Consider the following 21,970-nt stretch of genomic DNA (forward strand, 5'->3'; position numbering starts at 1 on the left):
CGATTTTTTCTATTTGTCATCCGCTCTTTTTTTCCTTTGAAACTTCAACCGATAATAGACATTAAACCCGGTAATCACCGGTGCCAACAACACGGTTGGGGCAAACCACAGCCACAACGGTGCCACTTCCATCCCCAACAGACGAGGAGCTCCAAACACCGTAAAGGCAGTAATGGTAGAGATCGAGCAGCTCAACATCCCAGTTAGATGTTCATACCACCAATGCATGCGGTCCTGGGGAGGGCGTAGCCAATAAAACAATTGAGAAACCCCTAACGCAATCCCTACCAGTGGAAACCAAGTCAATAACGCATTTCCCTGAGCCACCCCATAGAGAGTCACAGCCACTCCCGCCACCAACAGCGCCAGCGAAAATCCTACATCAACCATTCCACGATGAGGGGTTGTTCTTTTTTTCTGGCGAAGTACCCGCATCCCATACCAAGCCGTAGCGGCACTTAATACCCCAATAAACAATAAAAACCATGCAAAGGCACCGACTCCGCCGTTTTATCGGGGTCCCACCCGATGCGATAAATCCCCATCACCCATGCAGAGACAGCTACTACACTCATCGCCCATGTATATATCCACCCAGTAACGACGTGAACTCTCCCGCCTTTTCGGGATAGAATCGGAATCGCAAATACAGCCAAGGCCACAAAGCCCGCCACAATATGCAATACCAAAAAGAGTTGAAACCACACCATTAGCCCATCCCTCCACCGCGCAGAATATTGTGCATATAAGCGTGCAAATCCTCCAGACGAAACGCCGGGTTATCCGGCTCCACCATCGCTCGCACTCGCAACCCATAGGAGAGAACGATAAAGAGGTGAGCCGTCTTTTTGGCATCGATCTCTTTTGAAATCACCCCATTCTCCTGCCCCGCCTCAATCCAATCCACCGCATTTTCCTCTGCGATGCGGTAACCCTCTTTTAATAGTGCTTCCACCGTAGGATCTTCATTTTTTCCCAACAAATAGATAAAGATGCGATTGGTTACATCCTCAGGGTTATCCACATGGGTCATCCCCTGTACAATCGCTGCCAGCGGTGTTTCTAAATCCGGACTGTCGGTGTTAACCGCCTCCTGAAATCGTTGATTTACTTTTGCCAGTCGCTCTTTTAACACCAATCCAAATAGCTCATCTTTGCTTTTTACATAATGGTAGATGGCTCCTTTGGACAAACCTGAGCTTTCCATAATCTCCTTTAGTGTTGTCTGCTGGCATCCTTTCTCTCGGATTAACGCTTCCGTCGTTTCCAGCAAAATCGGATAGCTCGATCCCTTTCCAACTCGCACCAACCAAACCCCTCCTCCATTACTATAATATCCAGTTTATAGACCGACGGTCGGTATGTCAAGCGGCAGGAAAAATCCCCTTCCCTCCCGAATGATATCCAAGCGCCATTGACCCGTATCGCAAAGAAAGATATCCCATGGGTAAAAGTTGGGATAAAAGAGCGCGACCACCTTTGAAAGGAGCAATCATCATGGTCCATGCCGTCGGCTTTGACTTAGACGAAACGCTACTTCATCGCAGTGCTTCCCTGCTCCGTTTTATCCGCTGGCAACATGGCCAGCATCCTTTGATCCGCCGAAGCATTTCCCTGCAAGATTGGTGTGAGCGCTTCATCGACTGGGATCGCGGCGGATATGTAAGTAAAGAAGTCGTTTATACAAAGCTGATAAACCATTTTTCACTAGGAGGTAAAGGTGCATCTCGGTACCAATGGGAAGGGGAGGACCGAAAACCGATACCAGGGATGATCGCCCCTTAGCAAAACAGTTGTTGACGGAATACCGCACACAGTTCTTTCGTCACTGCATCGCAATGCCACACAGCCGCTCCCTCTTACACCATCTTCGGGCACAAGGAATCCACACCTTTCTTATCACCAACGGCGAGACCCCGTTCCAACAAAAAAACGCCGCATCCATCGGCGTTCTCCCCTTATTAGATGTCGTGTTGGTATCCGAGCAAGAAGGACGAAAGAAACCGGACCCCGCCTTATTTTTAAAAGCAGCTTATCGCCTACAAGTTCCACCGGAAACTTGCCTCTTTTTCGGCGACCATCCTCATAACGATATCCACGGTGCTGCCGCTGTTGGAATGAAAACGGCCTGGTTACAAAATCACGCCGATTGGCCCAACGATCTTCCGCCCCCGGATTGGACGTTACAGCGATTGGGTGATCTGTTTACCATTATGAGGGGATATTCCTCTGTTTCAGCACTCCACAATCCTTGAGGGAAACCCAGGAGAATCTCCCGTTTGGAAAATTAACCAAGTGAGTGCACCTTAGGGCATCAACCCCATCTATCCGTTTACGCATCAAAAAAATCGCATCGTCTGCATCGGCAAACAAATTTCCCACCTCTCGTCGATCGCCTTTCTAACTTCCGATACACTTTCATTATCGGTAGTTAATGCCCCAAACGTAGCGGAAACGCTGCTTTTTCAGCCGTTTCCGCTTCCGTGTTTGGATCATATCAACGAATCCGCCTCCGCTGATCGCGCTTTTTTCTCCATCCGCTTCACCCCAATGAGAATACCCGCACCCAATAACGTCATTACCCCAAACATCATATACATAGTGAAAATGGGGTAGTGATCCATAATCGCCCCTCCTACAAGTGCAAAAAACCAATTGCCCAGTCCCACACCGGCTGCGGCATAAAGTGAAATTGCCGTCGCCCGCACTTCTTTGGGGACGATGGAACGGATATACTCCAAAGCGGCGGGGATATACAATCCAACGGAAAAACCTTGGGTGATCGTGCTCACGTAAACGAGCGACAGCGAGGGTTCAAAGGCGTAAAGCAACCAACGGCCTCCTGATACTACTGCGGCGAGAATAGTTACCGTCAGTAACCCTCGTTGTCGTATCCATTTTGCGGCAAACTTCATAAAAGGCGCTTCACTGCCGGCGGCGAGAAGAAACCCCAACCCCACTCCCGCCAAGGTTCCACCTAAGTCCTGTACCAGCAGACTGAAGTACACATTATTGGCATGTACCGGACCAAACACCAAAAACGTCGCCACCAAAAACAGGCCAAACCGGGGCAGTTTCAGCAAGCGACTCAACCCTGTCCGCAAATTGAGATCAAATGCAACCCTTTCCTTTGGTAACGCCAATCCGGTTAATGCACTCAACCACAAGGCCCCGGCAAAACCGAAAAAGATAACAACCAATCCCCAGCGATCCGACATCTCCCCCATGATAAATGCCGCGACCGCAAATCCGACCGCTCCCCATAAGCGAATATTGCCGTAGTCGCCTCCAACCCGGTGAACATAGTTCATCGCGATACTGTCCGAAATGGGCACAATCGCCGCCTGAAACGCTGCCAACGCCGCCGCCAACAGCAACAACCACACATATTGCTCCAACAGCAGATATCCTAAGCCGATGGTTCCCGTTACCGCCACCGCCAGAATCAGCACCTCGTTTGAACGCTGGGTATAATCACAGATGATTCCCCATATCGGTTGAGCAAACACCATCACGATTGGTCCAATGGAGAGGATCGCCCCGATCTGTGTCCCCGTCAGTCCCATTTCATCGCGAAAATAAACACTCAACAAAGGAAAGAAGCCCCCATAGCCAAAAAAGACCAAAAAGAACAACGAACTAAAGATCCAACGCTCTTTCGTCTGTGCCATTGTTCCCCCATCTCCGCCCTCTCTTTAGAAAGGGCTTTCTCTTTCCGTTTTTTACCGACTGATGCCATTGTACGCCTGTCGCCTGTTTGCCGCAATGGTGAGAAAGGCAACGTAATCTCATATTGCCTGGTTTGTTCATCCATTATGAAATGATCGCATTTTCCACTATGTTGATCGATACGTTACTACATCAATCACGATTTGGCATGCCTCATACAAAGATAACCCGTATGAAGCAACTTCAAGTTGTGGCTAGTATTTTTTCACCATCCATACCTGAGCGAGGGAGTGGGTAAATCCAACGGATTCCAATATCCTCACAACTCGCTCATCTGTAGTGCTCAGATTAAACGTACTCCTTTTACAGGCGGTATCCAACGGCGAAAAAGCTGCTTGTATCAGAGAACGGATAACGGCATCCGGATCGTTTGCCCCTGGTTTTGTACGACATTGATACAAAATGATTGCTTCCAATGTTCCATTAGTGTGATAAACACGTTTAAAGAGGGCATAACCAACCGACTCCCCATCTCCGTCACGAACAATAGCCGCCATGCCGTCCTTGATTCCCTCCCAGTCTGTTTGCCAAGGGGACAGTGACGGATAAAATGATAACGATGACACTTCACCGGCGCTTCCGATCTGTACCCGGTATGACTGCCGCTCTTTTAACAACGCAACATCCAGCGTCCCCGTTTTTTCCAGAAAAAGCAGCCGGTCAACCACACGATACCCCATCTTCTCATACAGAGAAATGGCTTTTTTATTCTTTTCAAAGGCTTCCAATGTGGCGATCTCCACCTGTTCCCGTTGATACAGAGCCATTGTCGCTTCCAGCAACGCTGTGCCCAGCCCTTTTCCCCGGTAGGGTACCGCTACACCGGTTCCTCCGTTCCATGCCGCTTTTCTCCCCTGTACCGTTCTTAGCCCGTTTAGCACGATCCCCACCGGTTCCTCTCCCGCAACGGCCACCAACGATCGCGCCGGGGACAGCCCTTCTATACCCATCCGTTGGACAAATCGATCCACCGTCATCGTAGCATCCACCAGATATCCTTCAAAACAGCGGTTCCATATTTGTGTCGCCTCTTCAAACGAGTATTCATGTAACGATCGAAATACCATCTCCATGAGATCCCCTCCTTTTTTTGATTGAACCAAAAAAACCCGGCTTACGCCAGGTCATTCATATGTTATTCCCCCGTCCACTCCGCCACCACACGCGTGCCAAGCCCACCACGGGCGTTCCATAAAGCTTCCACCTTCATCCACTTTGGTTTGGACACTGCCACCAGCTCCTCCAAAATACGACGGGTGGCGTGCTCTTGATAGATGCCCACATTGCGATAGGAGGTAAGGTAGTATTTTAACGATTTCATCTCAATCAGATGGCGACCCGGGACAAACGAAATCGTAATCTCTGCAAAATCAGGCAAACCCGACCATGGACATACCGAGGTAAATTCAGATGTAGGAATCTCCACTTCTATGTCTTTACCCGGATATTCATAAGGAATCGTTTCCAAGATATCAGTCATAATCGCCGACTCATCTTGAATGTCGAAGCGGATATTTTGATATTTACTGTGGTCCACATTAATCTCTGCCATCCATTTCTCCCCCTTTGATCCACTCTCATCATACCGCGATCCATTTTACCATACAACGCAACCTCGAGAAATTGACACTGGTCCACTCTCGTCCATAAAAAAATTAAGGCTCATACGAACGTTAGTTCTTGACACCGTCGATCGATTGGATTAAGATTAAAACATCCCTTTCTCGACCCAGTTAGAATCATGTCTTCTCTATCTTGGTCTACCCCTTAAAAACGGCTTTTGGCCGTTCTTTTTTTATTTGACGGGAAACAGAAACCAATGCATCTCCCGCTGTCGAAAACCTTGACGACCTTATCGATCTATACTAATATATCTTTTGGTATTATGTACTTTTGTCGTATCTTTTTTTCAAAACTACATACTTGATCTTATCAAGAGCGGCGGAGGGATTTGGCCCGATGAAGCCCAGCAACCTATTTGACCGCAAAAAAGGTGCCACATCCAACAGAGATCACCAGATATCTTCTGAAAGATAAGATGAACGACACACCGTCCCACTCTTTCCTTCGGAAAGGGTTTTTATTTTGCACGATCGCGTTCCACCAAATCTTAAAAAAGGAGCGGATACCATGTTTACTTCCCTTTTTCAATTGAACACCAAAACCGTCGTCACGATCGGCATCGGATCAGCTTTATACGGAATATTGGGCTTATTGGGATTTCCGATCGCACCCAACACCTTTATTAAGCCTGCTGTTGCCCTATTGGTGATCTTTGGGGCATTGTTTGGACCGGTGGTCGGGTTTTTGATCGGGTTTATCGGGCATCTCCTGACCGACCTCATCTCCGGTTGGGGCATTTGGTGGGGATGGGTGTTAAGTTCCGGCATCACCGGTCTGTTTATGGGGTTGGTATTTACCAATAAGGGCTTTAGCGTCAACGATGGCCAAGTCAAGGGAAGACATCTCGTCTTTTTGGCCATCTCCGGCCTTATCGGCATTATCATTGCTGTCTCGTTAGCCGGAGCACTCGATGTGTGGTTGATGTCAGAACCCGCCGACAAAGTCGTGCTGCAAGTGATCGGCGCCTCGGTCGCCAATGTCATCGTATTGGGGGCATTGGGGATTCCTGCCGTCTTGGGCTTAACCAAATGGAACCGGCGTAACACCAACTTAAAACTGGATGTTTAAAGGAGTCCGCTCATGTCTGCCATCCTTTCGTTTCAGGATTTTAGCTTTCGCTATAAACATGTATCCAACCCGACGCTAAAAAAGATCAACCTGGACATTCAAGCAGGGGAAATGATATTGATCGCCGGACCAAGCGGTTCCGGCAAATCGACACTGGCCCATTGTATCAATGGGCTTATCCCCTTTTCATATCCCGGGGAGATCACAGGGGAGCTTTTCATCCGTGGAGTTGCTCCTCAACCGAAACATCTGTCCGATATCAGCCGTGTGGTGGGTACCATCCTCCAGGATCAGGATGGTCAGTTTGTCGGTTTAACCGTAGGAGAAGATGTTGCGTTTGCTTTTGAGAATGAGGGCATTCCCCTGGAACAGATGAAAATCGAGGTCAAGCACGCACTGAATATGGTCGATATGCTGCCCTGGATCGATCGAAGCCCCCATGAATGTTCCGGCGGGCAAAAACAGCGGGTTTCTTTGGCCGGTATCCTCTCTATGTCTTGTGATGTGCTTCTGTTTGATGAACCCCTTGCCAACTTGGATCCCGCCAGTGCGCAACAAGCGATGGCGTTAATTGTTGAAATTGGGCAACGCACCGGTAAAACGGTAATTATTATTGAACATCGGATTGAAGATGTCCTGCGCCAACCGATTGATCGCATGGTGATTATGGACCAAGGAAGTATCCAAGCGATCGGCACACCGGATGAATTGCTCGCTACCAGCATCCTACGGGATGTCGGCTTGCGGGAACCGTTATATGTCGAGGCTCTCAAACACCTTCAGCCTGAGTGGAAACCGACGGATCGCCTCAGCAACATCCGTCACATCCTGTCCCCTTCACTTACACAAGCGTTGCACAACTGGTGTCGACCGGTCCCAGTAACAACCGATGCCGATCATAAATCTACAGTGTTATCTCTGGAAAACGTTCGCTTCGCCTATAACCACGGACCCGAAATCCTCCAGGGGATCACTTTTGATCTCCATGAAGGCGAAATTGTCTCCATCCTGGGGAATAATGGCGCCGGCAAGTCGACATTGGCCCACTTGATCACCGGTATGTATACCCCTACCAACGGTGATATCACTCTCAATGGAAAAAGCATCCGTCACTGGTCCATTAAAAAACGCGGACAACCAATCGGCTATGTCATGCAAAATCCCAACCAGATGATCACACAACAGTTGGTAACCGAGGAGGTAGCGCTGGGGTTAAAAATGAAGGGGACAGATCTAAAGCAAATCGATGAAAAAGTGCGGGAAGTACTAGAGACCTGCGGGTTATATCCGTATCGCAACTGGCCCATTTCCGCTCTCAGTTATGGACAGAAAAAACGAGTTACCGTTGCAGCTATACTGGCATTGGAACCGCAAGTGATCATCCTGGATGAACCGACCGCAGGGCAAGACTATCGGCATTATACAGAATTTATGCAGTTCATCCACTCCTTGTCCCAGCAGGGAATCGCCTTTTTATTGATTACTCATGATTTGCACCTGGCGATGGAGTACAGTGACCGCGCCATTGTTTTGTCACAGGGGCGGATTATAGCTGATGACAAGGTTACCCGCATTCTGACCGATTCCAGTGTAATCAAACAAGCCAATCTGGCGGAGCCCTCCCTATCCACTCTGGCTCGGCAGGCCCAACTCGATCCAGAACGTTTGTTAACCCACTTTATCCAGCATGTGCGACAGCAACGTGGGCGGTTGACTTCCCTCGCAACGGATCAATCAACAACTTTAACAGGTGAAAACACATGATGAGCCGAATGGGTACCCTTTACATCCCGAACGACACCTTTTTCCACCGTTTAGACGGGAGTATCAAGCTATTATTATTCTTGGTATGGACCATTGTCACTTTCTTATTTTTAGATATGCGGATCTTTGTATGGATGCTTGTATTGGGAATCATCTTAATCACGATCGCTAAAATCCCGTTTCGAGCAATCCGATTGATTGTATGGATGATGATCACTTTCAATCTGCTCAATTCTGTTTTTATCCTGTTGATTACCCCCGCCTACGGCACAGAGTTGACGGGAAGCGCAACTCCTGTCCTGCAAATGGGTGCGATCGGCACGATCTATCTGGAGACCATCCACTTTGTGCTGACACTCTCTCTCAAATATTTAACACTGTTACCGATCACCTTTATTTTTATCTATACAACCCACCCCAGCCTGTTTGCCTGCAGCCTCAACCGGATCGGGGTTCCCTACAAAATCGCCTATGCGCTCAATATCGCCTTTCGCTACATCCCTGACATTCAGACTGAAATCAAACATATCCTTCACTCACAGCAGGCGCGGGGGATGGGATTCCAAACAGGGGAAGCCCCTTTGCTCCAACGAATCCGAAATGTGACCTCCCTCGTCATTCCACTCATCACTTCCTCATTGCAACGGATTGAAGTAGTCTCCAATGCGATGGAATTAAGAGGATTTGGCAAACACCCCCGACGAACCTGGTACCATGCCACTCCCCTGCAAGCGGTAGATTTTGTGGTCGCCGCTCTATCGATTCTTGCTTTGGGTGCGGCCATTTTTTTGAAAGTGAAGCTTTCACTGCCGTTGTGGTATCCATTTTAGAAATATCCATTTATAAATCGTTTAAAGGCCCACCTTGGGTCTTTTTATTTGGCCATCGTATGAACCATCTTTTTAGATAGTAAATTTATCACTGACTTCGATCCCGACAGAAAACGCAGAGACTTCGTGATCATTTCCCCCAAGCAACATCAAGCCTTGACCACTCCCATCGATAAACCGAGGGGGTTTTCCTGCTCGCATATAAAAAAAGAGACAAATAGGTGTCTCCTTTTGGGGTGCAATAACAATTGATGTTATTGAATTTGGGTAGGCTCCATGATAAAATGAAAAACAGCCGACACATATTTTTGATTTTAAATATATGATCCCTATTTAAACATATTACAGATTGATCGATTTGTCAACCCTTTTTTCCAATCCACAAAAAAAGGAGCGATATGATGAGTATCTCCGAACAAGAAAAGCGGAAAGAGCAAGAACGAGTCGATCAGGTAATCGATACCATCGATCGGCAACTGGGGACATTACAGGAGCAGGCGGGACATGTAAAGGCTGATATCGTCAATATCCGCAAACATTTTTGGGACGATGTCACCGTCAATGTTGACGATCCTAGTGAAGCGATAGAAACCTACGTCAGTATAAAACAACAGGCAGAAGTATTGTCAGAACGGGAGCGTAGACACCGTCATGCACAGAAACGGCTTCACCTGTTGACGCGGTTGAAGCAGTCCCCATATTTTGGCCGTATCGATTTTACAGAAGACGGAGACAACGAAACCCAGCCTATCACCCTCGGCCTTACTTCTCTGCTCCATGAAAACGGTCATGATTTTCTTATCTACGATTGGCGTGCACCAATCTCCAGCCTTTACTATGATTATGGGCCTGGACCGGCTCAATACGACACACCTACTGGAACAATCACCGGCACCCTGGAACGCAAACGTCAATATATCATCCGGGACGGTCGCATCCGCAGCCTGTTTGACACCAGTATTACCATCGGTGACGAGCTGCTGCAAGAAGTGCTCGGCCAACAAGCGGAGAATCAGATGAAAACGATCGTAGCCACCATCCAAAAAGAGCAAAACCAGATCATCCGCAACGAAGGCAACCGCCTGCTGATTGTACAAGGCGCCGCCGGTAGCGGCAAGACATCGGCCGCACTGCAGCGGGTTGCTTATTTGTTGTATCGACACCGGGAAACACTACAGGCTGATCAGATCCTGCTATTCACCCCCAACCCAATGTTTAGTAGCTATATCTCCACCGTTTTGCCTGAACTGGGGGAGGACAATATGTCACAGACGACATTCCAGGAATATTTAGAGCATCAACTGAAAGCGAACTTCCGTCTAGAAGATGCCTTCGCTCAAATCGAATACGTACTGACAGCCATGAATGAGCCAGGGTATTCTGCGCGCATGGAAGGGATTCGTTATAAATCATCCCTCGATTTTATGCAGCTCCTCGAACGTTACGTGGCGTTGCTTAAACAAGAAGGCATGATCTTTAAAAATGTGAAGTTTAGAGGGAAGACGATAATTTCCGCTAAAATAATAAAGAAAACCTTTTATTCCTTCGATCCTTCATTATCCATCCCCCACCGCCTTGAATTGCTCATCGATTGGCTGTTGAAGGAACTGAAAAAGTACGCTCGCCAAGAACGAAAACAACCTTGGGTGGAAGAAGAGATTCAACTCCTGGATCAAGAGACATACCTCAAGGCTTACCAAGAGCTTACACGAAAGAACTCGTATAGTGACGATTCCTTTGACGACTATGAGCAGGAACAGCAGCTACTTGCCACCTGGGTTGTTCGAAAGCGTTTCAAACCGCTGCGCGCAGGGGTAAAACAGTTGCAGTTTATCGATATCCCCGCCCTTTACCGCAGATTGTTTGCCGATCCTATATGGGTCAATCGTTGCAAGCAGGAACAGAAACTACCACGGCAATGGAGGATGGTCGCCGCGCAGACGGTGGAGAAGCTGGAGCATGGCAAGCTGGCATATGAAGATGCCACTCCTTATCTTTATTTGAAAGAACGGATTGAGGGCTTTCGGTCCAATACTGCGATCCGGTATGTTTTTATCGATGAAGCACAGGACTATTCTCCATTTCAGTTTCACTTTATCAAACAGCTGTTTCCACGTGCCAACTTTACCGTACTCGGCGATTTAAACCAATCCATTCACCCCCATGCGACCGGGAATGGATTGGCGCTGTCCTCATTGTTTGAAAGTGAGCAGACCGCGACCATCCGTTTAACACGTAGCTACCGCTCCACCCGGCCCATTATCGAATTTACACGCCGGATGATTCCTGGGGGAGACAAGATTGAACCGTTTAATCGCTCAGGTCTTCAACCGACCGTGACACAAGCGGCCAATAAAGCTGATCTGGCCAGCAAAATCATCAACCACATTAAAACCTTACAAGCTGCAGGTCACCGCACCATCGCCGTCATAGGCAAAACCGCCCGCGAAAGTCAGGAAGCGTATCAAGCCCTAAAAAGCGATGTGCCGCTTCGCCTCATTCAGAAAGAAACCGCTTCTTTTGAGTCCGGGGTCGTTGTCATTCCCTCCTATCTCGCTAAGGGGGTGGAGTTTGATGTCGTCATCCTTTACAACGGGTCACAGGAACAATATGGGCGGGAAAACGAGCGAAACTTATTATATACCGCATGTACGCGGGCAATGCATGAGTTGCATCTCTATTTTATTGGAGAGAGAAGCCCATTCTTGAAATAAGTACCTTTCCCCTGAAGGCCATCGGGAAAAAACAAACCCGGCATCCAACCAATCGGATTGCCGGGTTTGTTATTGACTTATATACGAAGCATCTTTTTTTTGCTGAAGGGAGTTACGGCTGTACAGTAAGTTGTCGTCTGAAAGCCCACATTTTTAATCGTGGAATGAAAGACGGTGTTGTCAAAACCCAAGAATCCCATCCTTCAGGCGAGTGGGTCTCAAGGCTTTACCTGTTTAAACATCCAATCGATCATCTCTTGGTTGGCGTAAGCCGGTTCCCATGAGGCATGGCCTCCTGTCGGGTATTCCGTATAGATGGGATCGCCCCCAATTGCCTTGATTGCCTCTACGATATCGCGTGAGTAGGAGACGGGGATCACCCCATCGTCTACCGCATGAAACACCCACATCGGTTTATCGACGATACGGTCTGCTTTTTCAGGATCTCCGCCAGCGGCGATCGGAACCATCGCCGCAAATAGATCCGGATAGGCGGTGTTTAAGTTAAAGGTACCAAACCCGCCTTGGGATAAACCAGTGGAATAAAGGCGACGACTATCGATAGGATATTCATCCCGCACCTGTTGTAAGATTTCATAAGCGGTGCCAAGGTCCTCTGAAAACTGAAACACCCTGTCTAAATTTAGCTCATTATTGGAATCACGGGTAAGTCCAAATCCGCCGTCAGGGGTATCCCGTGCCTGTGGCGCCAACACAAACGCCGGATTTTTCCTCTGATTTTCCGGCTTTGCCCAGACGATCGCTCCATCATTGGCTAGCAGCTGCTTTTCATTATCGGTGCCGCGCTCTCCTCCCCCATGTAAAAACAATACAAGGGGATAAGACTGATTGGGATCATAATTTTCCGGTACATACAGGCGATACGGCATCTCTTTATATTGCAATTTTAGGAATTTAGCAGCGATATCTTCACGACTTTCAATCGTATAGGTCATGCTTACTACCTCGCTTTTTCCCTTTCCCATTCGATCGTTTCCATTCCCTCTGATCGCCACCGCTTTAACGGTAGTTGTGGCATCTACCGTAATCGGCTCCGTATACAAATGACTCTGATTCGTCGGGTCGCTTCCATCCGTCGTAAAATAAATTCTGGCACCGGGGGTAGCCGTTTGCAATGTAACCGTTTGCGATTCACTGTATGAACCAGGTGCTGGAGTAGCGGTAGGTGCAGCCAATTCTCCGCTGTTTTCCGCCAGAGCAGGCATACTAAACGCCGGTAGCATCAACAAAACACATAAAACACTGATGAGTCCTTTCATAATATCCCCCTCAAGCGATTTAGTGGAAGCGGTTTCAAAATGATTTGTAAATAAAGAGCACCCATCAACAAATGCGATAAAACTAGCACTATGCTACTACATAGGGTTATGTTTGTCAAAACGGATTCGGTATCTTGGTGGGACTATGATATCTTCTAAAGCCCATTTTCAAAACTTTTTTATCGATATCCGTTATCCAGCGGTTAACGATGGTTATCTCCCGCTCCCTAGCCACTCCACCGTTGAGGAGCAGAATGGTGGCGGAAAGGCGAGATCCCTCCGTATCGCTGCCACAACGGGCTTTTGAAACCTTCTTTCTGTTTTGTTACGATAAAAGCAATGATGTTTTCAGTACCGAAATATTTATCCTCATCACAAGATGGAATCGCACAAGAACGAAGCGGAAAAACTGCCCCCAATCTCCTGTGGTGAACAAACATCAACTGGGAATAAAAAAGCCTCTATCACTTTTATGTTCAGCTTCACTCTATTATATATCTGGTGCAACTCAGAGGAAGGATGAAAATCAAGCTATGAAAAAACCGAAAATTCAACCGATTGTCTTTTGGGGATCGCTGGCGGCGATCGCGCTTTTAATCGCACCTTTGGCACTAGGGCCTGAACAGAGTGTCAACGTGATGAATGAAGTGCGCAACTGGATTACCAGCAGCTTTGGTTGGTTATACCTGTGGTTTACCGTTGCCATTTTTGCCGTCTTAATCTGGTTAGCCGCTGGACGTGCCGGAAAGATCAAATTTGGCGGTGCTGACGCCGAGCCGGAGTTTTCCACGGTTAGTTGGATCGCGATGTTGTTTACCGCCGGAATCGGGTCCAGCCTCCTCTATTGGGGAGCGATCGAGTGGTCCTATTACCTTACCGATCCTCCCTTTGGACTGGAAGCGAATAGTGATGAAGCGGCCCGTTGGGCCTCCACCTACGGATTATTCCATTGGGGCTTTACCGCTTGGGCGATTTACTGCCTACCGGGTGTGATCATCGCCTATGCATTCCACCAGCGGGGACATCGTGTACTCAATCTAAGTCAAGCTTGCCGCGGTATCATCGGTAAACATGCCGACGGATGGTTGGGAAAAATAATCGATATCTTTTTTGTATTTGGGTTGGTCGGTGGGGTTGGAACTTCCCTCGGCCTAGGTACACCGATGGTGGCCGAAGGCGTTTCCAACCTCACCGGCATCCCGCAGGGATTGGGACTTAATACCGGCATCATTTTGCTGTGGACTCTCTTGTTTGGATTAAGCTCTTTCCTTGGCTTAAAACGAGGCATCCGGCGTCTGGCCGATCTCAACCTTTACTTGGCCGCCGCCGTAGGAGTATTTATCTTGGTCGTCGGGCCGACCCTGTTTATATTAGACACATTTACCAACAGTGTCGGGCTACTTTTGCAAAATTTTATCCCAATGAGTTTCTTCTTTGATTCCATCGGCGGATCTGACTTTACCGAGGCGTGGACCATTTTTTACTGGGCTTGGTGGATCGCCTATGCTCCCTATATCGGACTGTTTACAGCCCGCATCTCCCGCGGACGCACCATTCGTCAGTTAATCCTAGCCATGCTGCTGGCGGGTAGTGTTGGGTGTTGGCTTGCCTTTGCCATCTTGGGTAATACAGGTTTGTATTTTGAGCTGAACAATGTAGTCCCGGTAACGGATATTCTGGCAAACAACGGCGCTCCAGCCGCCATCATCTCCATCTTGGCAGCTCTTCCCTTCGGTGATCTGCTGCTGGTGGTATTCCTGCTGTTGTTTCTCATATTTATGGCTACCACTCTCGATTCCTCCGCCTATACACTGGCCAGTGTGGCTACAAAAGAGCTGGACAGCGAACAGGAACCGGCACGTTGGCAACGCATGTTTTGGTCCTTTGTACTGGCCGTCGTCGCCATTGTGATGATCGCCGGAGGCGGGTTAGAACCGTTGCAAAACCTGACGATCATCACATCCGTTCCGTTATTGTTGGTGCTAACCCTGATGACTCTCTCTTTACGCCGATGGCTACAGGAAGATTGGCAGAAGGAGATAGACCAAAAACAACGCCCGCAAATAAAAGCCGGATAACCGTTTACCCCCATCCCAAAAGTGGACGGGGGTTTTCTCTTTGCGAGCGGGAAAGCCTCTAGCAGTTATGGAGATGATAGCCAACGTCAGAGGAGGAGGGATTTATATTTTTTGCGAGCGGGAAAACTCCTCGAGTAAGTAATAGATGGGGATAAAAGCGAGCGTCGTTTACTGCCATTAATCAAGCAACTTCGCCATATAATACTCATCCACATACTGGCCATCAACCTTCAAGGAATGGCGCTTGGTTCCTTCAATGTGAAAGCCCATTTTTTTATACAAAGCGATAGCAGCATGATTGTGAACCATCACCGTCAGCTCTAGGCGATGAATCCCATGGCACCGCGCCCACGCTTCCCCTTTGGTAAATAATTGTGTTCCCAGCCCCATTCCCCGATTATTACTCCGAATCCCCACGACGATATAGGCGGTGTGACGGTTACGGTGGACATTTCCTCCAACCAATTCAATATAACCCACCAACTCCCCGTTCACTTCTACCACCCGAATTGTGCGGTTCTCCTGGGCCATGACATCCTGAATTCTTTTCAAAATCCCTGCAACCTCAGTGTTTCGTTCGCCGGGTTCCAGCAACATATAAGAAGTTTCTTCATCCAACTTTTTTTGCAACAGTAGAAAGGCTTCTGCGTCATCCATTTGAATTTCTCTGATCTGCACCGGTATCTATCCCCTTATATAAAGCGAGCCCCGTTCATCCACATCCCGCCATCCATCGTCAGGCAGTCACCGTTGATATAAGCGGCGTCATCAGATAACAGAAAGGCGACTACACCCGCGATTTCTTCCAGTTTACCAAACCGTCCGGCGGGTATGTTTTGCAAAACGCGCTGATGCATCCGCTCATCCTGGATCAGTTTCTCCACTCCGCCCGTCTTTTCCACTGGGCCGGGGGCAACACAGTTGACCCGGATGCCGTAGCGGCTGCCCCACTCCACCGCCAACGAGCGGCTCATGGCTAAAACACCCGCTTTGGCGGAAGCGGAGTGAACCACCCCGGCCGCTCCGGTCCAAGCATAGGTCGCCACAATATTGACGATCGAACCCGCCTTCCCTGCTGCAATCCACTCCTTTGCCGCCGTTTGGGTACAGTTCCAAGTTCCGTTTAAGACAATATCGATCACCGATTGCCAGCCGTTCGGGGATAATTCCTCCGCCCGTACCACAAAGTTGCCGGCAGCATTGTTAACCAAAGCATCCACTCCACCGAATTGGGAAGTAGCCTGGAAAAATGTCTCTTCCACCTGCTCCCGCTTGCGCACATCCATCGCCACCGTCCATACCCGTCCATCTAGGGTGGCCATTTCCCCCTTGGCTTGCTCCAATTTTTCCGGATCACGACCGGTGATCACTACATTGGCCCCATCTCGACAAAGGCGAGTAGCAATCGCTTTCCCCATGCCGCTGGATCCGCCTGTCACCAACACCGTTTTTGCTGTCATTCCGATTCCTCCTCTAGCCACAAGTGCTGATATGTCTGGAAAATTAATTGACCCACCACAGCAGTTACTCTTGGTAAAGCACGATCGAATCAAACCACTCCACACTAGGGGTGACCGCTGCACCGATATCAAAAGCGGCAGGCTGATAGGTACGCCACACCGCATAGCGAGCCACTTGCGCCAAGCGGCCGGAGGTACGCACATCCCGGTCGTATTGCGCCTCTTCCAACAGAAACGTGATGCTGCAAACATCGATCAGACGATCCGCAAACCGGCGAGCATGCGCGTTCTGTATCACTGGATTGGATGAAAGGAGCACTTCAGCATCGCGGGATACACGATTAGATTCCTGTTGAACGGTTTCCACCGCTTCAGCCAATTCCGGGGCCGTCACCTGGGACAAGGCTTCCTCTACCCGCTGTTGCCATACAAACCGATCCCCTCCGGTCCGTTTCGTCTCCCGCTCCAAGCTTTTCACAATCTCCAGCGCCATAATATTGGATGGTCCTTCCCAGACGGTATTCACCTGCGCATCCCGCAACAGACGCGCCGGTACAAACTCCTCAATATAGCCGTTGCCGCCGTGCAGCTCCAGAGATTCCTTCGCATGCCGAACCCCATTCTCCGAAAGACGGTACTTCGCCATTGCCAACAACAGCCGTACCATAATCCGGTTTTCTTCCGTTTCCTCGTGATAGGTGTGACAATCGTCCATGGCACGTATCATCTGCGCCGCCAGCGCCCATCCCAACTCAATATCCGTCACCATGTCCAACAGCGTTTGGCGCACCAACGGATAACGGTCAAGGCGATTGCCGAACGCCGTTCGCTTGGCGGTATAAATCACCGCCTCCACAAAAGCCCGCTGTGAGAGGGCAAGGGAACCGGTAGCCGTACACATGCGGGAGATATTGAGGGCTTCCGCCATATATTGAAAGCCCCGTTCCGGTTCCCCGATCCGATAGGCGGTCGCCTCCTTTAACTCCAACTCTCCACTGGGCACCGCTCGCACACCCAGTTTGTCTTTGAGTCGGCGGATGGTCACACGGTTTTTTTCACCGTTCTCCAGGATACGGGGAAGTAAAAAGAGGCTTAATCCCTTTGTTCCCGGGGTATCCCCCTCCCGGGCCAAGGTGATGGCCAAACCAGCAGCACAATTGCTGGCAAACCACTTTTCCCCTGTCAAAAGATAATGATTGCCAGCAGCCACCGCCCGGGTTGCGGTCGCTCCCACATCCGATCCTCCCTGAATTTCCGTTAAAAAGGTGGCCCCTTCTTCCAACATCGCGGGATCCATACTGGCCAACCGCGGCAAATACCGCTCTCGCTGCTCTGCGGAACCGAATTTTTCCAACACAAATGCCACTGACATCGTCAACGTGGTAGGACAGGTAAAGCCCACTTCCGCTTTGGACATCAACATATGTAACAATTGCGTATAAAAAAAGGGAATCGACTCCGGCACATCCTGCCGATAGCGCCAACCTACCACTCCTGAGCCGTACCCCTTCGCTAACGTCCGCTTGTAGCCCTCATTGACCCATACCTCATTGATCTCCTGTCCATAGCGGTCATACCGGAGCAGACGTGGGGCCCCTTCCCGATCCGTATGGCGTGCCCGCTCCTCCATCGGCCCCGCTGCATATGCTCCCATCTCCTGCAGTCGCTCTTCTCCCCACTTCCGTACAGCCGCGGACAAATAACGCTCCGTATACCGCTTCATCGCAAAGTCACTTTCATACCAATTTAACTCCGTTCCATCTCGATAGCGGCTATAATCGATCACCGGTGATCCCCCTTCTTCTAAAATGAATGAATATACATTCAATGCTATCGGAAGCGCTTTCAAACGTCAATCCATATGACTTTACCGCCTTGCCCGAAAAAAATACAGGCGCATCCATCGCCTGCATGGTTAACCAAAGGGAAGACCGCTGTTGCGAATCGCTTCGCCGTGATCCTGTGAGGATTCGGAGGTTGGCTCTGACCGGCCATAAATTTGTTGAAACAGCAGCTTTTTCACCCAATCGCTGAAATGAACCGGATTCCGTTCTACAACCATAAACAATTCCCGTTCCTGCGGATTGCTCATATCAAAGGTAACAGTTTTCATTTTTTTGATACCCATCAAATCATAGCCTTTCCAATTTCGTAATATCCCCTCACATTGGCCATCTGCGGCTCTTCCAGCGAAAAGGCGTGACGGAAGTGATCCTGAATATACGGTTCCAGCTTGCGAGCCATCCCCCCCACCAACATGACGATATCATTGACTCCCCAGGTTTTAGATACCGTACTGGCGATGAGATCCGCCATTTCCTTTAAATTGCTTACCTTAACCGTTTCCCAGCCGATGGGGAGTGTTCCGGATTCCCGATCGATAAACACTTTATCCTGGAAAGTAGCATAATTGGTCGTCTTTGCCCCCACATCCACAATCCGGACCAACCCCATACGGGGCGCGGAAAAGAAGGCTCCTCCCCCTTCGATTGTGGTATAGACCGACTCCACATAAAACGATCGCTCCACTCCGTTGAGCCTTACCGTATGCGGCCCTTCCAATAAGCGTTTAATCGCCTTTTGCTCCACATCAGTGAAGTTGCCGATCGGCAGCCCTGTAACCAGGATCACATTTTTGTGGGCACCCGCCAGGTGCAGGGCGGTCATGGTAAGGATCAAAGTCTCTTCCACCGCTTTGGAATCCTGCATCGCCTGGCGCGTAAACTCTCCTTCTCGCTCTGCCAGCTTTCCGACAAACCAACGTCTGCCCAGGTATTCCAACTCAAGATCACCAGCCAATTCCTGCCGGTAATTCCGTTGACGCCACCCGCTTACCTTGCTGGGAAACAGAAATGACTTTTTTTCCGTTATGACTTTGACATAACTTCTTCCACAATCAACCGCCACAATCATGCCGCATCCCTCCGACACATGTATACGCCTTTTTTCGTTCTTTTATGAAGGAGGGACAACCCGCGCATGGAGGGAAACCGATCGCGACAAACTAAATGAACATTGTTTCCACAGACGAGGGGAGAAGAGACAACATGGCAGCAAAACGGTTGGTCAGCCTCACCTTTGGGTGGGCCCTGGTTATTATCGGCATCTTGGGAATGGTGCTCCCCGTGATTCCCGGCCTTCCCTTGATCGCAATCGGCCTGATCTTTTTATCCAAATCAAGTCCATGGGCGCAACAAATACTGGAAAAACTATATGCCCGCTACCCCAAACTAGCGGAAAAAACTAAAAAGTGGCGAAATCATCCTCGTTAACCGATCGCCGTAGCAATTTCGATTTTATCGATATTTGGTGCAAAGCCGGTAGTGTTGAAAAAGCGGATCGTATTGCTACCGGAGTTTAAGGTAACATCGATAACGGTAGTGTGATAATTGCTCCAGCCAAATGTATTCCGAAATACAGACCGAAACGGCTGGTTACCGTTAACACTGATCGCCGCCTCTCGCTCCACCGGTCTGCTATTGTAATCATGTGAACCCGATGTCTCCCCGTTGGCGTAAGTGACGACCATTCGATACAATCCGGAAGCGGGTACAACGATGTCGTTAAACTGCAGGTAGTTCTCCGCCCCGCCTCCGATCCATCCCACCATTTGACCGCCTGAAGCCGCCGCATCCTCCGTACGGACCGCCGTTCCACTGAGCGTATTGCCGGGGGCTTCCGCTTCATAGCGACCGATCGTACCCGTTGTAGGAATCACATCGATGTAATCCAGATGGATGGCATTGGAATCATCGTTTGTAAAAGCGTTAAAATCGATGCGGTTGATACCGGCTGTCAGAAAGGGTTTGATGGTGACGCTGTTCCATTGATTCCAGTCCGGTGTTCCCGGTAAAACGAGATCGGTTAAATGCTTGCCGTTTAGCATCACCCGAATTGTGCGATTGATCGGTGCATTTCGTAATGGGCCTGCAGCGTAACGAAGGGTTACGTGATGGTAGCCGTTATCCTCGGCATTGACGACAAACTGGGTACTGGCGTGATTGGATCCGCTGTATCCTTCCACAAAGGAGGTTCCGGAGTACCCGTTGCTGTTGAATCCATCAGCAATGGTCGCACTACCGGAAATGTTGGCGTATTCCGCTTCATAACGGTAACGGTTGTCGGCGGGGGTTAACGCTGTAGCCGGAGTAATGATCATCAGATAGGCCGATTCCGTTTTCATATGATCCATATGAACCGTAATTTGGCCGTTTTTGACCGTATAATCACCTTCTTGTTTCAAGTAGGGACCGCCCGAATGGGTAACGCCAACAGAATCGACACCCCAAACCGTCACATGAACCGTATCGCCAAAAGAAACAGCGGAGTGAAAGCCATGCACCACAATGTTCGCCCTTCCAGAAATACCGCCGCAAATCACGCGAACCTGTTTTTTACCGCTGTCAAGAGAAGCCACCCCCTGCAGTCCAAAAGCGTTCTCATCCGGTGGGATCATGCCTACAGTGTACCCCGTCATCTCGCCGTACCATTTGTACAGCCACCAAGCCCCTGTCGGTTTATTGTTCTCCACTACTAGATCGTTTAAGCTGCCCGGTGATGTCCAAAAAGCGAGACAAGCGTCAACTTTGGCTTTTTCAAAGCGCGCCATAAATTGCAACAGGTGCCCAGGAACGGCTAAATCTCCAGATGACCGTCCATATTCATTGATTGAAATGGGACAGGGGGAAATGCCCAGATTGGATTCAATCTCTCTGTAATGATGGTAGTTGTTGGTCCAATTGGCAAAGAAATTGTCCTGCAGTTCATGCCAAGTGGTGACATCCGGAAGTACATCGTACTCTTTGGCAAAAACCATAAACGCATCCATGGCATCGGGATGATAGATGGCCCAGTTGGGGCCGGCGATTTTAGCCGTAGGATCAAGGGAGCGGATTTTTTGATAGACGGCCTTCCAGTCCTGTAGAAAAGCTTGGAACCGATCCGAGGTATTGTACCAGATAAAATCCGGTTCATTGAAGGGAACATATACATAACGGGTGCGATACGGATCGGCAACCACTTTTTTCACTTGTGTTTCAACCTTGCTTATATAATCATCGATCCCCTTGTTCTCATAGGGCCATTCAGCATAAATATCCTGCATATAAATCTGAATTTCTCTTCCACCAGCTCGGAAATACTGTGGTGCGATCTGAAGCGCGTCTCCAGTAGGATGCTGCAGTCCATCCGGCGCTTTTTGCGCTGTCACTTGCGGCTTTAGCGGTATCAACATATTGTCGGTAGGTGTGCCGTCCACCCCGAGACCGTAGAGAAAACCCGTCGCACCGTACTTTAGCGCTCCTGTATTTTCCGCCAAATCAACAAGCAATTGTGGATGAGAAGTCTTTGTCATGGCAGCGGAAGAGGATACCGTCAATTTTTTGTTTTTTTCCATTCATTCCATCTCCCTTATAAACGATCATT

General features: G+C 49.2%; 21 protein-coding genes and 1 riboswitch. Of the genes, 8 read left to right on the forward strand and 13 right to left on the reverse strand.

The annotated features are described in order from the left end of the window. Positions 1 to 9: 9 nt before the first annotated feature. Genes C8J48_RS09830 through C8J48_RS09835 form a run of 3 tightly spaced genes read right to left on the reverse strand, consistent with a single transcriptional unit; the run spans position 10 to position 1,306 of the window. Positions 10 to 477 (reverse strand): hypothetical protein, encoded by a 468-nt coding sequence (locus C8J48_RS09830; protein ID WP_342748242.1) that lies wholly within the window; start codon positions 475 to 477, stop codon positions 10 to 12. After that, positions 459 to 710 (reverse strand): DUF2306 domain-containing protein, encoded by a 252-nt coding sequence (locus C8J48_RS19285; RefSeq protein WP_342748243.1) that lies wholly within the window; start codon positions 708 to 710, stop codon positions 459 to 461. Before C8J48_RS19285 ends, C8J48_RS09830 begins: the two co-directional genes overlap by 19 nt. After that, positions 710 to 1,306, reverse strand: coding sequence for a TetR/AcrR family transcriptional regulator (locus C8J48_RS09835; RefSeq protein ID WP_170105352.1), 597 nt, complete (start codon positions 1,304 to 1,306; stop codon positions 710 to 712). Before C8J48_RS09835 ends, C8J48_RS19285 begins: the two co-directional genes overlap by 1 nt. 191 nt (positions 1,307 to 1,497) lie before the next feature. On the opposite strand from C8J48_RS09835, the gene C8J48_RS09840 reads away from it, so the two are divergent. Beyond that, positions 1,498 to 1,785 (forward strand): hypothetical protein, encoded by a 288-nt coding sequence (locus tag C8J48_RS09840; protein WP_107726354.1) that lies wholly within the window; start codon positions 1,498 to 1,500, stop codon positions 1,783 to 1,785. Beyond that, positions 1,737 to 2,255 carry an HAD family hydrolase gene (locus C8J48_RS09845; protein ID WP_107726355.1) on the forward strand — a complete coding sequence of 173 codons (519 nt, stop codon included), beginning with the start codon at positions 1,737 to 1,739 and terminating at the stop codon, positions 2,253 to 2,255. The genes C8J48_RS09840 and C8J48_RS09845 overlap by 49 nt, the downstream gene beginning before the upstream one ends. A gap of 237 nt (positions 2,256 to 2,492) precedes the next feature. Here the strand turns inward: C8J48_RS09845 and C8J48_RS09850 are convergent, their stop codons facing one another. The 3 genes from C8J48_RS09850 to queF all read right to left on the reverse strand — a co-directional run bounded on the left by C8J48_RS09850 (position 2,493) and on the right by queF (position 5,281). Beyond that, the gene (locus tag C8J48_RS09850; protein ID WP_107726357.1) at positions 2,493 to 3,671 is read right to left on the reverse strand and encodes an MFS transporter; all 1,179 of its coding nucleotides are present in this window, start codon (positions 3,669 to 3,671) and stop codon (positions 2,493 to 2,495) included. Positions 3,672 to 3,923: 252 nt separating this feature from the next. Then, a complete protein-coding gene (locus tag C8J48_RS09855; RefSeq protein ID WP_107726359.1) occupies positions 3,924 to 4,802 on the reverse strand; it encodes a GNAT family N-acetyltransferase in 879 nt (292 codons plus the stop codon). 62 nt (positions 4,803 to 4,864) lie between these two features. Then, positions 4,865 to 5,281: a preQ(1) synthase gene (gene queF / locus C8J48_RS09860; protein WP_107726361.1), complete on the reverse strand. Its 417-nt coding sequence runs from the start codon at positions 5,279 to 5,281 to the stop codon at positions 4,865 to 4,867. Positions 5,282 to 5,655: 374 nt separating this feature from the next. After that, a riboswitch (SAM riboswitch) is annotated at positions 5,656 to 5,769 on the forward strand. Between the two features lie 90 nt (positions 5,770 to 5,859). Between queF and C8J48_RS09865 the strand changes: the two genes are divergently transcribed. From C8J48_RS09865 to helD, 4 genes are all read left to right on the forward strand, one after another. Further along, positions 5,860 to 6,420: an ECF-type riboflavin transporter substrate-binding protein gene (locus C8J48_RS09865; protein ID WP_107726363.1), complete on the forward strand. Its 561-nt coding sequence runs from the start codon at positions 5,860 to 5,862 to the stop codon at positions 6,418 to 6,420. Positions 6,421 to 6,432: 12 nt separating this feature from the next. After that, a complete protein-coding gene (locus C8J48_RS09870) occupies positions 6,433 to 8,184 on the forward strand; it encodes an ABC transporter ATP-binding protein (protein WP_107726365.1) in 1,752 nt (583 codons plus the stop codon). Then, entirely contained in the window at positions 8,184 to 9,014 is an 831-nt protein-coding gene (locus C8J48_RS09875; RefSeq protein WP_107727686.1) for an energy-coupling factor transporter transmembrane component T family protein, read from the forward strand. Before C8J48_RS09870 ends, C8J48_RS09875 begins: the two co-directional genes overlap by 1 nt. A 401-nt stretch (positions 9,015 to 9,415) precedes the next feature. Next, positions 9,416 to 11,728, forward strand: coding sequence for an RNA polymerase recycling motor HelD (gene helD / locus C8J48_RS09880; RefSeq protein WP_107726367.1), 2,313 nt, complete (start codon positions 9,416 to 9,418; stop codon positions 11,726 to 11,728). A gap of 218 nt (positions 11,729 to 11,946) precedes the next feature. Here helD and C8J48_RS09885 read toward each other — a convergent pair whose 3' ends face one another. Next, positions 11,947 to 13,008 carry a chitobiase/beta-hexosaminidase C-terminal domain-containing protein gene (locus tag C8J48_RS09885; protein ID WP_107726369.1) on the reverse strand — a complete coding sequence of 354 codons (1,062 nt, stop codon included), beginning with the start codon at positions 13,006 to 13,008 and terminating at the stop codon, positions 11,947 to 11,949. A 533-nt stretch (positions 13,009 to 13,541) separates the two neighbouring features. Here C8J48_RS09885 and C8J48_RS09890 point away from each other — a divergent pair. Then, positions 13,542 to 15,086, forward strand: a complete 1,545-nt coding sequence (locus C8J48_RS09890) for a BCCT family transporter (RefSeq protein WP_107726371.1) — start codon at positions 13,542 to 13,544, stop codon at positions 15,084 to 15,086. Positions 15,087 to 15,263: 177 nt separating this feature from the next. On the opposite strand, the gene C8J48_RS09895 is transcribed toward C8J48_RS09890, so the two are convergent. The 5 genes from C8J48_RS09895 to C8J48_RS09915 all read right to left on the reverse strand — a co-directional run bounded on the left by C8J48_RS09895 (position 15,264) and on the right by C8J48_RS09915 (position 19,459). Next, positions 15,264 to 15,764 carry a GNAT family N-acetyltransferase gene (locus C8J48_RS09895; protein WP_107726373.1) on the reverse strand — a complete coding sequence of 167 codons (501 nt, stop codon included), beginning with the start codon at positions 15,762 to 15,764 and terminating at the stop codon, positions 15,264 to 15,266. Between the two features lie 14 nt (positions 15,765 to 15,778). Then, entirely contained in the window at positions 15,779 to 16,546 is a 768-nt protein-coding gene (gene fadH / locus C8J48_RS09900; RefSeq protein ID WP_107726376.1) for a 2,4-dienoyl-CoA reductase, read from the reverse strand. Between the two features lie 64 nt (positions 16,547 to 16,610). Then, the gene (locus C8J48_RS09905) at positions 16,611 to 18,332 is read right to left on the reverse strand and encodes an acyl-CoA dehydrogenase family protein (RefSeq protein ID WP_107726378.1); all 1,722 of its coding nucleotides are present in this window, start codon (positions 18,330 to 18,332) and stop codon (positions 16,611 to 16,613) included. 129 nt (positions 18,333 to 18,461) lie between these two features. Continuing rightward, complete coding sequence (locus tag C8J48_RS09910) at positions 18,462 to 18,674, reverse strand: hypothetical protein (protein WP_107726379.1); 213 nt, start codon at positions 18,672 to 18,674, stop codon at positions 18,462 to 18,464. Then, positions 18,674 to 19,459, reverse strand: coding sequence for a ParM/StbA family protein (locus tag C8J48_RS09915; RefSeq protein WP_107726381.1), 786 nt, complete (start codon positions 19,457 to 19,459; stop codon positions 18,674 to 18,676). The genes C8J48_RS09910 and C8J48_RS09915 overlap by 1 nt, the downstream gene beginning before the upstream one ends. 134 nt (positions 19,460 to 19,593) lie before the next feature. Between C8J48_RS09915 and C8J48_RS09920 the strand changes: the two genes are divergently transcribed. Beyond that, positions 19,594 to 19,818 carry a DUF454 family protein gene (locus C8J48_RS09920; RefSeq protein ID WP_170105356.1) on the forward strand — a complete coding sequence of 75 codons (225 nt, stop codon included), beginning with the start codon at positions 19,594 to 19,596 and terminating at the stop codon, positions 19,816 to 19,818. Here the strand turns inward: C8J48_RS09920 and C8J48_RS09925 are convergent. Continuing rightward, positions 19,815 to 21,941: a carbohydrate-binding protein gene (locus C8J48_RS09925; RefSeq protein WP_107726385.1), complete on the reverse strand. Its 2,127-nt coding sequence runs from the start codon at positions 21,939 to 21,941 to the stop codon at positions 19,815 to 19,817. The genes C8J48_RS09920 and C8J48_RS09925 overlap by 4 nt on opposite strands. Positions 21,942 to 21,970: the final 29 nt, after the last annotated feature.

Source organism: Desmospora activa DSM 45169 (assembly GCF_003046315.1).
Taxonomy (GTDB): domain Bacteria; phylum Bacillota; class Bacilli; order Thermoactinomycetales; family DSM-45169; genus Desmospora; species Desmospora activa.

Coding starts and splice junctions, on each gene's coding strand:
- C8J48_RS19285 (WP_342748243.1), bottom strand. CDS start 710: ATGGTGTGGTTTCAACTCTTTTTGGTATTGCATATTGTGGCGGGCTTT.
- C8J48_RS09840 (WP_107726354.1), top strand. CDS start 1,498: ATGGTCCATGCCGTCGGCTTTGACTTAGACGAAACGCTACTTCATCGC.
- C8J48_RS09845 (WP_107726355.1), top strand. CDS start 1,737: ATGGGAAGGGGAGGACCGAAAACCGATACCAGGGATGATCGCCCCTTA.
- C8J48_RS09850 (WP_107726357.1), bottom strand. CDS start 3,671: ATGGCACAGACGAAAGAGCGTTGGATCTTTAGTTCGTTGTTCTTTTTG.
- C8J48_RS09855 (WP_107726359.1), bottom strand. CDS start 4,802: ATGGAGATGGTATTTCGATCGTTACATGAATACTCGTTTGAAGAGGCG.
- queF (WP_107726361.1), bottom strand. CDS start 5,281: ATGGCAGAGATTAATGTGGACCACAGTAAATATCAAAATATCCGCTTC.
- C8J48_RS09865 (WP_107726363.1), top strand. CDS start 5,860: ATGTTTACTTCCCTTTTTCAATTGAACACCAAAACCGTCGTCACGATC.
- C8J48_RS09870 (WP_107726365.1), top strand. CDS start 6,433: ATGTCTGCCATCCTTTCGTTTCAGGATTTTAGCTTTCGCTATAAACAT.
- C8J48_RS09875 (WP_107727686.1), top strand. CDS start 8,184: ATGAGCCGAATGGGTACCCTTTACATCCCGAACGACACCTTTTTCCAC.
- helD (WP_107726367.1), top strand. CDS start 9,416: ATGAGTATCTCCGAACAAGAAAAGCGGAAAGAGCAAGAACGAGTCGAT.
- C8J48_RS09885 (WP_107726369.1), bottom strand. CDS start 13,008: ATGAAAGGACTCATCAGTGTTTTATGTGTTTTGTTGATGCTACCGGCG.
- C8J48_RS09890 (WP_107726371.1), top strand. CDS start 13,542: ATGAAAAAACCGAAAATTCAACCGATTGTCTTTTGGGGATCGCTGGCG.
- fadH (WP_107726376.1), bottom strand. CDS start 16,546: ATGACAGCAAAAACGGTGTTGGTGACAGGCGGATCCAGCGGCATGGGG.
- C8J48_RS09910 (WP_107726379.1), bottom strand. CDS start 18,674: ATGGGTATCAAAAAAATGAAAACTGTTACCTTTGATATGAGCAATCCG.
- C8J48_RS09915 (WP_107726381.1), bottom strand. CDS start 19,459: ATGATTGTGGCGGTTGATTGTGGAAGAAGTTATGTCAAAGTCATAACG.
- C8J48_RS09920 (WP_170105356.1), top strand. CDS start 19,594: ATGGCAGCAAAACGGTTGGTCAGCCTCACCTTTGGGTGGGCCCTGGTT.
- C8J48_RS09925 (WP_107726385.1), bottom strand. CDS start 21,941: ATGGAAAAAAACAAAAAATTGACGGTATCCTCTTCCGCTGCCATGACA.